This window comes from Gilliamella sp. LMG 34360 (assembly GCF_984568995.1).
Window position 1 is genome coordinate 264,644 of the sequence record NZ_OZ474900.1, and the last position, 14,384, is coordinate 279,027.

13 protein-coding genes are annotated in these 14,384 nt (G+C 35.2%); 11 read left to right on the forward strand and 2 right to left on the reverse strand.

Annotated elements, in window-relative coordinates; genetic code table 11:
- Window positions 1–534: 534 nt before the first annotated feature.
- The 11 genes from AC5LW9_RS01295 to ispC all read left to right on the forward strand — a co-directional run bounded on the left by AC5LW9_RS01295 (window position 535) and on the right by ispC (window position 12,663).
- Window positions 535–1,554 (forward strand): PhoH family protein, encoded by a 1,020-nt coding sequence (locus AC5LW9_RS01295; RefSeq protein ID WP_493456170.1) that lies wholly within the window; start codon window positions 535–537, stop codon window positions 1,552–1,554.
- 18 nt (window positions 1,555–1,572) lie between these two features.
- Window positions 1,573–3,510, forward strand: a complete 1,938-nt coding sequence (gene mrdA, locus AC5LW9_RS01300) for a penicillin-binding protein 2 (protein ID WP_198227480.1) — start codon at window positions 1,573–1,575, stop codon at window positions 3,508–3,510.
- 2 nt (window positions 3,511–3,512) lie between these two features.
- On the forward strand, window positions 3,513–4,619 hold the full coding sequence (gene mrdB / locus AC5LW9_RS01305; RefSeq protein ID WP_198227435.1) for a peptidoglycan glycosyltransferase MrdB: 1,107 nt from the start codon (window positions 3,513–3,515) through the stop codon (window positions 4,617–4,619).
- A gap of 13 nt (window positions 4,620–4,632) precedes the next feature.
- A complete protein-coding gene (locus tag AC5LW9_RS01310) occupies window positions 4,633–5,814 on the forward strand; it encodes a serine hydrolase (protein ID WP_198227433.1) in 1,182 nt (393 codons plus the stop codon).
- An 813-nt stretch (window positions 5,815–6,627) separates the two neighbouring features.
- Complete coding sequence (gene rpsB, locus AC5LW9_RS01315) at window positions 6,628–7,365, forward strand: 30S ribosomal protein S2 (RefSeq protein ID WP_065738129.1); 738 nt, start codon at window positions 6,628–6,630, stop codon at window positions 7,363–7,365.
- Window positions 7,366–7,450: 85 nt separating this feature from the next.
- Complete coding sequence (gene tsf, locus AC5LW9_RS01320; protein ID WP_144092608.1) at window positions 7,451–8,311, forward strand: translation elongation factor Ts; 861 nt, start codon at window positions 7,451–7,453, stop codon at window positions 8,309–8,311.
- A 122-nt stretch (window positions 8,312–8,433) separates the two neighbouring features.
- Window positions 8,434–9,168: a UMP kinase gene (gene pyrH, locus AC5LW9_RS01325; protein ID WP_025316834.1), complete on the forward strand. Its 735-nt coding sequence runs from the start codon at window positions 8,434–8,436 to the stop codon at window positions 9,166–9,168.
- Between the two features lie 30 nt (window positions 9,169–9,198).
- Window positions 9,199–9,756, forward strand: a complete 558-nt coding sequence (gene frr / locus AC5LW9_RS01330) for a ribosome recycling factor (protein WP_086308174.1) — start codon at window positions 9,199–9,201, stop codon at window positions 9,754–9,756.
- 245 nt (window positions 9,757–10,001) lie between these two features.
- Window positions 10,002–10,667 carry a deoxyribose-phosphate aldolase gene (deoC, locus tag AC5LW9_RS01335; RefSeq protein ID WP_065738126.1) on the forward strand — a complete coding sequence of 222 codons (666 nt, stop codon included), beginning with the start codon at window positions 10,002–10,004 and terminating at the stop codon, window positions 10,665–10,667.
- 53 nt (window positions 10,668–10,720) lie between these two features.
- Window positions 10,721–11,482, forward strand: a complete 762-nt coding sequence (gene deoR / locus AC5LW9_RS01340; RefSeq protein ID WP_198227431.1) for a DNA-binding transcriptional repressor DeoR — start codon at window positions 10,721–10,723, stop codon at window positions 11,480–11,482.
- 2 nt (window positions 11,483–11,484) lie between these two features.
- Entirely contained in the window at window positions 11,485–12,663 is a 1,179-nt protein-coding gene (gene ispC / locus AC5LW9_RS01345) for a 1-deoxy-D-xylulose-5-phosphate reductoisomerase (protein WP_198227429.1), read from the forward strand.
- Window positions 12,664–12,685: 22 nt separating this feature from the next.
- Here ispC and AC5LW9_RS01350 read toward each other — a convergent pair whose 3' ends face one another.
- Together AC5LW9_RS01350 and AC5LW9_RS01355 are read right to left on the reverse strand one after the other, a co-directional pair.
- Window positions 12,686–13,246, reverse strand: a complete 561-nt coding sequence (locus AC5LW9_RS01350; RefSeq protein WP_198236313.1) for a sugar O-acetyltransferase — start codon at window positions 13,244–13,246, stop codon at window positions 12,686–12,688.
- Window positions 13,247–13,250: 4 nt separating this feature from the next.
- On the reverse strand, window positions 13,251–14,210 hold the full coding sequence (locus tag AC5LW9_RS01355; protein WP_493456171.1) for a PfkB family carbohydrate kinase: 960 nt from the start codon (window positions 14,208–14,210) through the stop codon (window positions 13,251–13,253).
- Between the last annotated feature and the right edge of the window lie 174 nt (window positions 14,211–14,384).

A 14,384-nucleotide genomic window follows, 5' to 3' on the forward strand; every position in this document is an offset into this window, starting at 1 on the left:
ATATAAAAATGATTATATAAATAGGGATGAAAGGAAAATAATTAGTTTGTTATATTGTGGACTTTTGGATAGAAAATTAATGATTACAGCGGAAATGTCATTATCCCAGTAGCTGTGCAACGAAAAAATTATTGGTGATGAGAACAACAATATACTTAAATAAAAGTAACCAAATATTTTACCTTTTTTATCCCTATTTTTAGTTATGAAATATTAATAAAACATATAAAATATAATCACTGTAATTCTGATTATAATGAAAAAGTACTATAATATGTAGCTAACATTTGAACAACAAACAGTATGTTATGTTGAAAAAGAATAAAAAAAGCGAAATGCCAATTATAATGTTAGTTAATAAAATAAAAGTGCAAGGTTTAATAAACAGCAATCTAAAAAAAGTCTTTAATAATATTATATTAGGCAATATTGTTGGCATTAACCGTTAAAAATGGATGTTTAAAAGGGGTGGAAAAGTGCTATTTATGTGAATAGCGCCTTAGTGATTAAATTACTATTAAGAGGGACTTAACTTTGGATATTATTACACATGAAATTGTACTTGAACCAGCCGATAATAATAGGCTTAATAGCCTTTGTGGTCCTTATAATGACAATATTAAACAACTTGAAAGTCGATTAGGTATTGAAATTAATCATCGAGGTAATCTATTTGCCATAACCGGTAATGCTGCCTGCGTTAAAGCTGCAGAGGATATTTTGCTGTCTCTTTATAGGCATACCATAAGCAAAAATAAAATTGTAGAAATTGAATCTGAGCAGGTTCATTTAGCCATAAAAGAGTCAGGTATACTTCAAAAAATAAGTGAACATCTACAACAAATATACATCCATAATCAAGCAGTTAAATTGGTTATGATAAAAACTAAACGTGGTGTTATAAAACCGCGAACCCCTAATCAAGCACAATATGTTGCCCATATATTGGATTATGATATTACTTTTGGTATTGGTCCAGCAGGAACGGGTAAAACTTATTTAGCTGTGGCTGCGGCTGTTGATGCGTTAGAAAAACAACAAGTTCGTCGAATTGTATTAACTCGTCCGGCCGTTGAAGCTGGTGAAAAACTTGGCTTTTTACCTGGCGATCTAAGTCAAAAAGTTGATCCTTACTTACGACCTCTTTATGATGCCTTATTTGAAATGCTCGGTTTTGAAAAAGTTGAAAAACTCATTGAGAAAAGCATTATTGAAATTGCACCACTTGCTTATATGCGTGGACGCACACTTAATGATGCTTTCATTATTCTTGATGAAAGTCAAAATACGACTATCGAGCAAATGAAGATGTTTTTAACCCGTATCGGTTTTAATTCCAAAGCGGTAATAACGGGTGATGTTACTCAAATAGATCTCCCTCGCAATCAAAAGTCTGGCTTACGTCATGCTATAGAAGTATTAAGTAAAGTTGACGAAATTAGTTTCAACTTTTTTAATAGTGATGATGTAGTTCGTCATCCAGTCGTTGCCAGAATTGTTAATGCTTATCAAAAATGGGAAGAAGAACAGCAGCAGGCTGCTAAAAGTGTTTAAAGGAGTATTACTATCCCTATCTCAAGTAACAAAAAGAAAGGCAATATTCGTGATCACTCGGCAGAAACCAATTTGTTTTTGCGGCGAGCACTGTTTGCTTTTATTGTAATTATTTTATTATTATTAGTTTTACTTGTTAACTTAGCTGATCTTCAGATTGCTAATTTTAGTTATTACAGTACTAAATCTAATAATAATCGTATTGAAATTATTCCTATTCCACCTAGTCGTGGTATGATTTATGATCGTAATGGTACACCATTAGCCATTAACAATATCACTTATCAACTTAATATTATTCCTGATAAAATCAAAAATCTGAATGAACAATTTAATCAGTTAAAAGCCATTGTTGATTTAACTGATGAAGATATTGAAAATTTTCAAAAGGAACGCCGAAATTATAAAGCGCATCGTCCTGTCCCATTAAAAGATAATTTAACTCAACAACAGATAGCGCATTTTGTTGTTGATCAGCATCGCTTTCCTTATGTTTCTATTGTTGGGATACAGCATCGTTATTATCCATATGAAGCATCATTGACTCATATTATTGGCTATATTTCGAAAATTAATAGCCAAGATAAACAACGTTTAGAGGAGGAAAACAAAAGTAGTAATTATGTCGCTACATTTAATATCGGTAAAATGGGGATTGAAAAATATTATGAAGATGTATTACATGGCATCCCAGGTTATGAAAAAGTAGAGGTTAACAGTCGAGGACGAATCGTAAGTCAACTTAATCAATTCCCACCCCAAGCAGGTGAGGATATCTATTTATCTATCAATCTTAAGTTGCAACTTTATATAGAAAAATTGTTAGCAGGTCGTAAAGCTGCCGTAGTTGCCATTGATCCTAATAATGGTGAAATTTTAGCCTTGGTTTCAAGCCCTACTTACGATTCTAATCCATTTGTAGGAGGAATATCGAGTGATAAATATAAAGCATTACTTAATGATCCTAATAAACCTCTTTATAACCGAGCATTACTTGGTTCATACCCACCAGCTTCTACCGTGAAACCTTATATTGCCATTGCCGCTTTAAGCGAAGGTGTTGTTACATCAAAAAGCGTAGTAAACGATCCCGGATGGTGGCAATTACCAGGAACCGAAAGACGTTATCGAGATTGGTTAAAATGGGGGCATGGGAAAGTTGATGTATTAAGAGCAATTGAAGAATCCGTTGATACCTATTTTTATCAGGTTGCTTATGATATGGGTATTGATCGTTTAAATGCATGGATGACTAAATTTGGCTTTGGTGAAAGAACGGGGATTGATATTTCAACCAATGAAGAGAGTCGTGCTGTCATGCCAAGTCGAGAATGGAAAATACAACGCCATAAAAAATCTTGGCTACAAGGAGATACTATTCCTGTTGGTATTGGTCAAGGTTATTGGACCGCAACCCCAATACAGATGGCAAAAGCATTAACGATATTAATCAACAATGGTAAAACCTATACCCCACACTTTTTATTATATAAAAAGAGCGACATTATAAACTCCAATGAGCAGCAACCGATAATTAATCCAGAAAAATATCTAGAAAATAATAGTTTATCAGATGTTAATCCAAGCTATTGGGCACTTGCTAAAGAAGGTATGTATCGTGTTATGTTTGGTTCGAGAGGAACGGCACGTAAAATTTATGCTGATGCCAAATATCAAGCAGCAGGTAAATCGGGAACTGCACAAGTTTATGGGTTAAAAGTAGATGAAGTTTACAATGCCCAAAATGTTCCTGAACATTTACGTGACCACGCCTTGTTTGTTGCCTATGCACCTTATGACAAACCCAAAATTGCTTTGGCTATTGTTTTAGAAAATGGTGGTGGCGGAAGCTCAAACGGCGGTGCCGTGGCGCGTAAAATTTTAGATTTTTACCTTCTTGGTAATAATTCAACCGAGTTAGATGAATCATCACCAAATACAGGAACTGAAGATTAATTATGAGTAATATCAAAAAATCTTTTTGGCAAAAGATACATATTGATCCGCTATTTTTTCTATTTATTACCTTATTACTTGGTTACAGCCTCTATATTCTTTGGAGTGCAACTGGTCAAGATATCAATATGATTGAAAAACGCGTCATCCAAATCGTATTAGGTTTTATTGTGATGATTGTCTTTGCACAGTTTTCACCTAGAACATATGAAACATGGGCGCCAACACTGTATGTAATTTGTATTATCATATTACTCTTAGTGGATATTTTTGGGTATACCAGTAAAGGGGCACAGCGTTGGTTAGATTTGGGGATTTTACGCTTTCAACCTTCAGAAATAGCTAAAATAGCCGTGCCATTAATGGTGGCAAAATTCATTCATCGTGATGGTTGCCCACCACCACTAAAAACAACTTTACAGACATTGGCTATCATTGGTGTACCTACCTTACTTGTAGCGATGCAACCTGACTTAGGTACGGCTATTTTAATTGTCATGTCTGGTATTTTTATTATTTTTTTAGCTGGAATCGATTGGCGTTTTATTCTGGTTGCTGTTGTTTTAATTGCTGCTTTTTTACCGATTATGTGGTTTTTCTTAATGCATGACTATCAGCGACTTCGGGTTTTAATGTTATTTAATCCTGAACTCGATCCTAGTGGCGCTGGTTATCATATCATCCAATCGAAAATAGCGATTGGTTCGGGAGGGATCTGGGGTAAAGGTTGGCTTAGTGGCACTCAATCACAATTAGAATTTTTACCTGAAAGACATACCGATTTTATTTTTTCGGTTATTGCAGAAGAATTTGGTTTTGTTGGCACAATCGTTCTACTTATTCTATTTTTATGTTTAATTATTCGTGGATTGATTATTGCTTCACAAGCTCAAACAACCTTTGGCAGAATCTTATCGGGTGGGCTAATTTTAGTCTTTTTTGTGTATGTGTTTATTAATATTGGTATGGTCAGTGGCATCTTACCAGTAGTTGGTGTACCATTACCGCTAATAAGTTATGGTGGCTCTTCTTTAGTCGTTTTAATGGCAAGTTTTGGCATTATGATGTCTATTCATACACATCGATACATGTTATCTAAAAACATTTAACGGAATTCAAATAATGAAAAAGAAATTTAAATTATCTTTCGCGTTTTTAGCACTCGCGATTTGTTCAACTGCGTCAGCTGAAATGGCTTTTCCTATTCCTGCTATTCCACAACTAAATGCAGAGGCATATATTTTAATTGATGCCAAATCGGGTGAAATTTTAGCACAATATAATGCGGAACAACAACGCGATCCTGCCAGTTTAACTAAAATGATGACCAGTTACGTTATTGGTCAAGCATTACAATCAGGTCGTATAAAAAATGATGATATGGTTGTTGTAAGCAAAGATGCTTGGGCAACGGGCAATCCTGTACTAAAAGGGTCATCACTCATGTTTTTAGAAGTGGGGAAAACCGTTTCAGTCGATAATCTAAATAAAGGCATTATCATTCAATCTGGTAATGATGCTTGTATTGCCATGGCTGAACATGTTGCTGGTAGTCAAGGTGCTTTTGTTAATTTAATGAATGAATATGCTAAAAAAATTGGATTAGAGCATACCCATTTTGAAACCGTACATGGGCTTGATGCGCCTGGACAATATACAACGGCCAAAGATATGGCATTTTTAGGGCAAGCATTAATTCGTGATCTACCCAATGAATACGCCATCTATAAAGAAAAAGAATTTACTTATAATCTCTCTAAACCGCAATTAAATCGTAACGGTTTACTTTGGGATACGACATTAAATGTTGATGGAATTAAAACAGGGCATACTAATGCGGCCGGTTATAATTTAGTGGCTTCTGCTGTAGATGGAAATACCCGTTTAATTTCAGCGGTATTAGGGGGGCGTACTTTTAAAGGTCGTGAAGAAGAGAGTAAAAAATTATTAGTTTGGGGATTCCGTTTTTTCGAAACGGCCAATCCTGTTAAAGCAGATAGTTCATTAGTGAATCAAACCATTTGGTATGGTGATCAAAATAAAATTTCATTAGGATCAATTGATGGTGCTTACGTTTCTGTACCAAAAGGACGTGCTGCTGATGTACAAGTACAATATACCATTGATAATTATATTTATGCGCCAATCACTAAAGGTACCCGTGTTGGTAAAATGCAATTTATATTAGATGACAAGGTAATTAATGAACAACCACTAGTTGCTTTACAAGATGTACAAGAAAGCGGCTTTTTTGGCACAATCTGTGATTGGATCGCTCTTCAATTCAATAAACTATTTAGTTAATTCTGATTGTTATTTAAAAAAGGGCTTATTAAAGCCCTTTTTTATGATGCTAATTTGTATTTTTATAAATTTTTAATCATCTATTTTCATATATACTTGCTTTTTCTCACTTACTTTAATTCAACCTATCTAGCGAAATTCAACTGGATTTCTGTTACATAAATTACCTGCCATTATCTTCTCACTAGGTAATAGATAAGCTTAATTAGGATAGATAGCCATAACCAAGCTGTTTAGTTGTCTTTGATCTTATAATGAAAGAACGATAAATATCTTGTTAATATTCGAATGATTATTTTTCTAAAACTCATTTATTAGGTTAGTAATCAGATATCTTTTTATAGGTAACTTATTGATATTTTACGATGTTATTTTAAATTTAGTTGATAGCAGATAAACACTTTACTTTCTTTAATATTGACTTAAAACATAAATAAAAGTTGAAACGGTATAGACTCCTGAATAATTTTTACAAAACTTTCTAAATTCTTTTTTGTACAATTAATTTTCAAACCTTTCAAAAGGTAAATTAACAACAAAAATAGAAAGTGGATAGCCAGAATGTAATCTAATCAACATTAGCTTTAAATAAAGCTAGTAATATTTACCTAAATGTGGTATAAAACGCGCGCTACTTTTTGCATTATCTTTTTGAAAAGTTAATGCGAACAAATGGCATTAAATTTAATTATTAATTAACGTTATAACACACACATATCATTACTCTTTGCCGGGGTGCCTTTTGTTTAGTACAAATAGGTCGGATAAAGCGGATATGTGGAGGCATAACCCCAACGTCAAAATGAGGAAATCATGACTACAGTATCAATGCGCGATATGTTACAAGCGGGTGTACACTTTGGACACCAAACTCGTTATTGGAACCCAAAAATGAAACCATTTATTTTTGGTGCTCGTAACAAAGTTCACATCATCAATCTTGAAAAAACAGTTCCTTTATTCAACGAAGCATTAGCTGAATTAAACAAGATTGCCGCTCGTAAAGGTAAAATTTTATTTGTTGGTACAAAGCGCGCAGCTAGCGAAGCGATCAAACAAGCGGCTGAAAGCTGTGGGCAATACTATGTAAATCACCGTTGGTTAGGTGGTATGTTGACTAACTGGAAAACAGTACGTCAATCAATTAAACGTCTAAAAGATTTAGAAACACAAGCTAGTGATGGTACATTTGACAAATTAACCAAAAAAGAAGCATTAATGCGTGCTCGTGAAATGGCTAAATTAGAAAATAGCTTGGGTGGAATTAAAAATATGGGTGGCTTACCCGATGTGATTTTTGTTATTGGTGCAGACCACGAACATATCGCTATCAAAGAAGCTAACAATTTAGGTATTCCAGTCATTGCTGTTGTTGATACTAACTCAGATCCTGATGGTGTTGATTACATCGTTCCTGGTAATGATGATGCGATTCGTGCAATTCAATTATATGCAAATGCAGTAGCTGAAGCAGTACGTTCTGGTCGTGAGCAAAACCAATCTCCAGTATCTGAAGAAAGCTTCGTTGAAGAAGCTCCAGCAGCTGAGTAATAAACTCAAATATTTTCAGGGTCGATAATAAATATCGACCCATTCTAATGACAATCATCACAATGGTTAACTAGAGGATTTAAAAATGGCTGAAATTACCGCTTCTATGGTAAAAGAACTGCGCGAAAGAACTGGCGCAGGTATGATGGAATGTAAAAAAGCATTAGTTGAAGCGAATGGCGATATCGATCTTGCTATCGACAACATGCGTAAATCTGGTCAAGCTAAAGCGGCTAAAAAAGCAGGTCGTGTTGCGGCTGAAGGTGTAATTATTTCTAAAATTGCTGCTGATAAAAAATCAGGTGTAATCTTAGAAATCAACTGTGAAACAGACTTTGTTGCTAAAGACGCTGGTTTCTTAGAATTTAGTGAAAAAGTTGCTACAGCAGCATTAAATGATGGCTTAACTGATCTTGCTGCATTACAAGCAAAATTTGAAGAAGAGCGTACAGCTTTAGTTGCTAAAATCGGTGAAAACATCGGTATTCGTCGTGTTCAAGAAATTGCTGGTGACGTTGTTGGTAGTTATCAACATGGTGCCCGTATTGGCGTTTTAGTTGCTGCAAGCAGTGGCAGTGATGAAGAATTAGTTAAACATATTGCTATGCACATTGCGGCAAGCAAACCAGAATATGTTAGCCCAAGCGATGTTCCTGCTGATGTAGTTGAACATGAACGTAATATCCAAATTGATATCGCTATGCAATCTGGTAAACCACGTGAAATCGCTGAAAAAATGGTTGAAGGCCGTATGCGTAAATTCACTGGTGAAGTTTCACTTACTGGTCAACCATTCGTTATGGATCCAAGCAAAACAGTTGGTGATTTACTAGCAGAGAAAAAAGCGACAGTTGCTAAATTTATCCGCTTTGAAGTGGGTGAAGGCATCGAGAAAGTCGAAGTTGATTTTGCAGCCGAAGTTGCTGCGATGTCGAAACAATCTTAATTGTTTCATAAAAACCGCCGTTAAGGCGGTTTTGTTTATCTACAAAATATTTTAAAATTACTGTTAACAAGTATAGCTTGTCAGGTAATTAAGTATCGAAATAACGAATAGTGAGACTTCATATGGCAACCCCTTTCTACAAACGAATTTTACTTAAACTCAGTGGTGAAGCACTACAAGGCGACGAAGGTTTTGGTATCGATCCTACCGTTCTTGATCGTATGGCACAAGAAATTAAAGAACTGATTGAAATGAATGTTCAAGTTGCGGTCGTTATCGGAGGGGGAAATCTATTCCGAGGTGCGGGTCTTGCTAAAGCGGGAATGAACCGTGTTGTTGGCGATCATATGGGGATGTTGGCAACGGTAATGAATGGTCTTGCTATGCGTGATGCGTTGCACAGAATTGAAGTTAATGCGCGTTTAATGTCAGCCATTCCTTTAAATGGTGTATGTGATGATTATCGTTGGACTGAAGCGATTAGCTTGCTTCGTCATGGTAAAGTGGTTATTCTTTCTGCAGGTACTGGTAATCCATTTTTTACAACTGATTCTGCTGCATGTTTACGTGGTATTGAAATTGAAGCTGACGTAGTTTTAAAAGCGACTAAAGTTGACGGTGTTTACTCAGCCGATCCTGTTAAAGATCCAACGGCGACATTGTATAAAACATTAAATTATGAAAAAGTGTTAGATGACGAATTAAAAGTAATGGACTTAGCAGCCTTTACCCTAGCGCGCGATCATAATTTACCTATTTGTGTATTTAATATGAACAAGCCAGGTGCATTACGTCGAGTCATTTTAGGTGAACAAGAAGGGACATTAATTAATAATCAGGCAACAGTTAGCTGTTAGTCTTTTTTATTTCAATATAAGGTTTTTATTATGTTAAATGAGATTTTAAAAGAAGCGCAAACGCGCATGGAAAAAAGTATTGATGCGTTTCAAACTCATATTTCTAAAGTTAGAACAGGCCGTGCATCGCCAAGTTTATTAGATGGCATTATGGTTGAATATTATGGTAGCCCAACACCACTTCGTCAGTTAGCTAATGTGGTTGCTGAAGATGCCAGAACGTTAGCAATTACTGTTTTTGATAAATCATTAACACCTCTAATTGAGAAAGCAATTTTAACTTCAGACTTAGGACTTAATCCAGCATCAGCAGGTACGGTAATTCGTGTACCATTGCCTCCATTGACTGAAGAACGCCGTCGTGATTTAACTAAAATTGTGCGTAATGAAGCTGAACAAGGTCGTGTATCAATTCGTAATATTCGTCGTGATGCCAATGATCAAATTAAAGCATTGTTAAAAGACAAAGAAATTTCTGAAGATGATGAACGCAAATCACAAGATTTAATTCAAAAAGCAACCGATGCGGCAATTAAGAAATTAGATTCAGTACTTGCTGATAAAGAAAAAGAGCTAATGGAATTTTAATCTCAAATTATAATTTTATTGCTAAGACGCTCAGTTTTTAACTGGGCGTTTTTTTTTGGTATTTTTCAACTAAATTGATCATCTTTAACCATTATCTTGATTTTAAATTATCATAATTTAAGTATATAATGTTACTAAAATAACAATATTTGCCCATGTTTGTTATTTTTATAACATTGTTATTCATTTACATACAACAATATTTATATTAGACATCATTATTAACATAATTTAAGGATCCCATTATGAGTTATGCAAAGTATATTGATCATACTTTACTGGCGATGAATGCGACAGAAGATCAAATTCGTAAACTTTGTGATGAAGCGAAAGAATATCATTTTTATTCTGTTTGCGTTAATTCAGGCTATGTACCTTTAGCTGCAAGCTTATTAAAAGGCAGTGATGTAAAAGTGTGTTCAGTGGTTGGTTTTCCACTTGGCGCAATGTTAACTTCAGCTAAAGCGTTTGAAACTGAAATGGCGGTTAAAGCGGGTGCACAAGAAATTGATATGGTTATCAATGTTGGTTGGTTAAAAAGCAACGATTGGCAAGCCGTTAAAAATGATATTGAAGCTGTGTTTAACGCATGTGGTGATGTACCATTGAAAGTGATTTTAGAAACCTGCTTATTAAGCAAAGACGAAATTGTAAAAGTTTGCAATATCTGTAAAGAGATCGGTGTTGCTTTCGTTAAAACCTCAACAGGTTTTAGTGTGTCGGGTGCAACGGTTGAAGATGTTAAATTGATGCGTGAAACCGTCGGTGATAAAATGGGCGTTAAAGCTTCTGGCGGTATTCGCGATCGTGCAACCGCTGAAAAAATGGTTGAAGCTGGCGCAACACGATTAGGTGCAAGCGCAGGCATCGCTATCGTATCAGGTAACGGAACATCGTCAGGTAACTATTAATTTACCTTTAAGCTACCTTTATTAGGTAGCTTATTGCTGTTTATGGAATAGCAATGCAATCACAACCACAAAAAAGAGTAAATGCACTTATTGAACTCTTAAAAACGATGGATAAAATTCACTTAAAAGATGCTGCGCAATTACTCGCTGTATCTGAAATGACAATTCGTCGTGATCTTAATCATTTATCAACCTCATTGACGGTTCTTGGTGGTTATATTGTTAATCAAGCTCGCCATTCTATCGCCACATATTTTGTATCCGATCAGCAAGATAAACAGGTGAAAGAAAAGCTTCATATTGCAAAACTGGTGAGCCAATTAGTAAGCGAAAATGATACAATCTTTTTCGATTGTGGCACGACTATGCCATTTATCATTGATGCAATTGATGATCAAATATCGTTTACCGCCATTTGTTATTCTTTCAATGCTTTTTTAGCATTACAACATAAGCCTAACTGCAAAATTATTTTATGTGGGGGCAATTATCATATTAATAATGCCATATTTACCAGTATCAATCAGCATAACCAATTAGATACTATCTGCCCTAATAAAGCCTTTATTTCAGCTGCTGGCATTGATTTTACACAAGGTGTTACTTGTTATAATTTTGATGAACTTAGCATGAAGCACAAAGCAATACAAAAATCTTCTACGAATATTTTGATCGCCGACCATACTAAATTTAATCAAGTTAAACCCGCTTTAATTGGCGATCTTAGTTTATTTAATTTAGTTATCACTGATAGAGCGCCAAAATCGCAATATATCTCTTATTTTAAAGAAAATAACATTGGGTTAATGTATTAATTATGAAAAATATCACAATTTTAGGTTCAACGGGATCAATTGGTTGCAGTACTTTAGCTGTTATTCGACAAAATCCGACTTTATATAAGGCTTATGCGTTAGTCGGCGGTAAAAATGTTGTCAAAATGACACAGCAATGCCAAGAATTTAAACCAAAATATGTGGCTATGGCTGATCAACATGCTGCAAATGAACTTAAAGCTAATCTAATTAACTTAAATTTAGATATTGATGTTTTTTCTGGCGATGAAGCGATTTGTGATTTAGCTCAATTACCTGAAGTTGATCAGGTTATGGCTGCAATTGTTGGTGCTGCGGGGCTAAAACCGACGCTTGCTGCTATAAAAAAAGGTAAGTGTATTTTACTAGCCAATAAAGAATCATTAGTCACTTGCGGTCATTTATTTATGCAGGCTGTTAAACGTTATGGTGCTCAGTTATTACCTGTTGATAGTGAACATAATGCCATTTTTCAAAGTTTACCAGCATCAGTTCAACAAGATCTAGGTTTTGCCAATTTAACCGATCATGGTATTACTAAAATTGTATTAACCGGTTCGGGTGGTCCATTTCGAGATTTTCCTATTGATAAGTTGGCATCTGTCACTCCAGAACAAGCGGTTGCACATCCGAACTGGTCAATGGGTAAAAAGATTTCGGTTGATTCTGCAACCATGATGAATAAAGGACTTGAATACATTGAAGCACGCTGGTTATTTAATGCAAATCCTGAAGAAATGGAGATTATTGTTCATCCTCAATCGATTATTCATTCAATGGTTCGTTATCAAGATGGTAGTGTGATTGCTGAATTAGGTGTACCTGATATGTGTACGCCGATTGCTTATTCAATGTCTTATCCTAAACGTATTAATTCGACTGTTCCAGCGTTAGATTTTACTAAAATAGCATCACTTACTTTTAATCAGCCTGATTTTGATCGTTATCCATGCTTAAAATTAGCGATTGATGCTTCTAATCAAGGTCAAGCAGCAACAACAGCATTGAATGCCGCTAATGAAATTGCCGTAGCTGCATTTTTAGAAAATAAAATCGGTTTTATGGACATTGCTAAGCAGGTATCAAAGGTTTTAGAAAAGCTTACTTTTCCAGAGCCAACAACGATTGAAGACGTATTTGCTATTGATCTATGGGCAAGAGAAATCTGCTCAAAATTATAGTAACACGTCAAAAAGTTTAGTGTTAATACTCTTTTAATGTTTTATGTACACGGCAAGGGGAGCCCATTGCAACCACATTACTTGGTATATCGCGATCAACAATGCTCCCTGCTGCAATAACACTGTTATCACCGATTGTTACATTAGGTAATACAATTACATTGCTACCAATCCAAACATTATTGCCAACCGTAATTGGCTTGGCAAATTCTAAGCCACTGTTTCGAGTTTGGCTATCAATTGGATGTCCTGAGGTATAAAAGCCACAATTGGGTGCCACCAGCACATTATCACCAAATGAAATTTTGGCTGCATCTAATATAATGCAGTTAAAATTAGCGAAAAAATTTTCGCCAATTTCGATATTATAGCCATAATCACATTGAAACCCTGGCATAATTGTAAATTGCTGCCCTGTTTTTCCTAATAGTTTTTCAAAAAGACGTTGCCGTTGGTTTTCAGCTAATGGTGATAATTGATTTAATTGAAAACAGATATCTTGCGCATAAAGCCGTTCCTTAGCAAGTAAATTGATACAAGGATCGTATAACAAACCTGCTAACATCTTCTCTTTTTCTGTCATTTTATTATGCCATTTGTTTAGCACATAAAGCGGGATTATCGCTTATAAATGATTGCAAAAATGCGCTATCAGGTAGTGCTGTTAATGCCCCTTTTTTGGTGGTGGCTAAGGCACCACAGGCACTGGCAATGGTCATCATACTTTCTAACATTAATTTATCTTCAGGCATACCAGATGAAGCGATACTACTAAGTAAACCCGCAACGAAAGCATCTCCCGCACCTGTTGTATCAACGCTATTAACATGATATGAATCAAAAGAGAATATTTTGCCTTGCCATAACACAATGCTACCATCCTTGCCTTTAGTGACCAGTTTTAGTGGTGCATTATAGTGTTGTTGTAATTTATTTAAGGCAATATGCCAGTCATTGCTTTCGGTTAGCCAAAACAGCTCTTCATCTGATAATTTGAGTATATCGGCATCATGGCAAAATTGAGTAATAGTTGTGCGCATTTCATCTTTATTTTCCCACATTTGTTCACGAAGGTTAACATCAAAACTGATTAAACCATTTTTAGCAGTAAGATTTTCGATAGCCGTTTTTAATGTTTTTCGACAGGTATGACCGACTAACGCTAAAGAGCAAAAATGTAATATGTCTTGATTGAAACTAGGAATTGCTTGTTCTGATAGAAATTGGTCAGCAGAGGGAGAAACTAAAAAGGTAAAACTTCGCTCACCATTATGCCCTAAATCTACGACCACTGTACTGGTTCTATGATGATCATCTTTTTCAAGACTCTGACAATCAACATTATATTCACGGAACGTCTTTTCCATAAAGTGACCAAATGGATCGTTACCCACACGACCAATAAAAGCGGAAGGTAGCCCCAATTTTGACACACCAATGGCAACGTTAGCTGGTGCACCGCCAGCGCAAGCTTGATAATTCATATCACCAAATGGCAACAAATCGATAACAGCATCTCCAAGAGACCAAACTTTAGTATTATTCATTTTTTTACTCGATTATAGTTAGTTGCTACGGTAATTTAGCTTAGTATAAATATAGGTTTTTGCCAAATTCCGTGAAATTAGCCATCTTTTATCTTGTTAACAAAATAGTTGATGTGCAGTTTATTATGATAATTAATAAAAATCTTTTTTAAAATTAGTTATAGACTAAATCAT

Excerpts from the sequence above, each read along its gene's own strand:
- ispC (WP_198227429.1), top strand. The coding sequence starts at position 11,485 with ATGAAAAATATCACAATTTTAGGTTCAACGGGATCAATTGGTTGCAGT.
- frr (WP_086308174.1), top strand. The coding sequence starts at position 9,199 with ATGTTAAATGAGATTTTAAAAGAAGCGCAAACGCGCATGGAAAAAAGT.
- AC5LW9_RS01350 (WP_198236313.1), bottom strand. The coding sequence starts at position 13,246 with ATGACAGAAAAAGAGAAGATGTTAGCAGGTTTGTTATACGATCCTTGT.
- mrdB (WP_198227435.1), top strand. The coding sequence starts at position 3,513 with ATGAGTAATATCAAAAAATCTTTTTGGCAAAAGATACATATTGATCCG.
- deoC (WP_065738126.1), top strand. The coding sequence starts at position 10,002 with ATGAGTTATGCAAAGTATATTGATCATACTTTACTGGCGATGAATGCG.
- AC5LW9_RS01355 (WP_493456171.1), bottom strand. The coding sequence starts at position 14,210 with ATGAATAATACTAAAGTTTGGTCTCTTGGAGATGCTGTTATCGATTTG.
- rpsB (WP_065738129.1), top strand. The coding sequence starts at position 6,628 with ATGACTACAGTATCAATGCGCGATATGTTACAAGCGGGTGTACACTTT.
- pyrH (WP_025316834.1), top strand. The coding sequence starts at position 8,434 with ATGGCAACCCCTTTCTACAAACGAATTTTACTTAAACTCAGTGGTGAA.
- AC5LW9_RS01310 (WP_198227433.1), top strand. The coding sequence starts at position 4,633 with ATGAAAAAGAAATTTAAATTATCTTTCGCGTTTTTAGCACTCGCGATT.
- tsf (WP_144092608.1), top strand. The coding sequence starts at position 7,451 with ATGGCTGAAATTACCGCTTCTATGGTAAAAGAACTGCGCGAAAGAACT.
- deoR (WP_198227431.1), top strand. The coding sequence starts at position 10,721 with ATGCAATCACAACCACAAAAAAGAGTAAATGCACTTATTGAACTCTTA.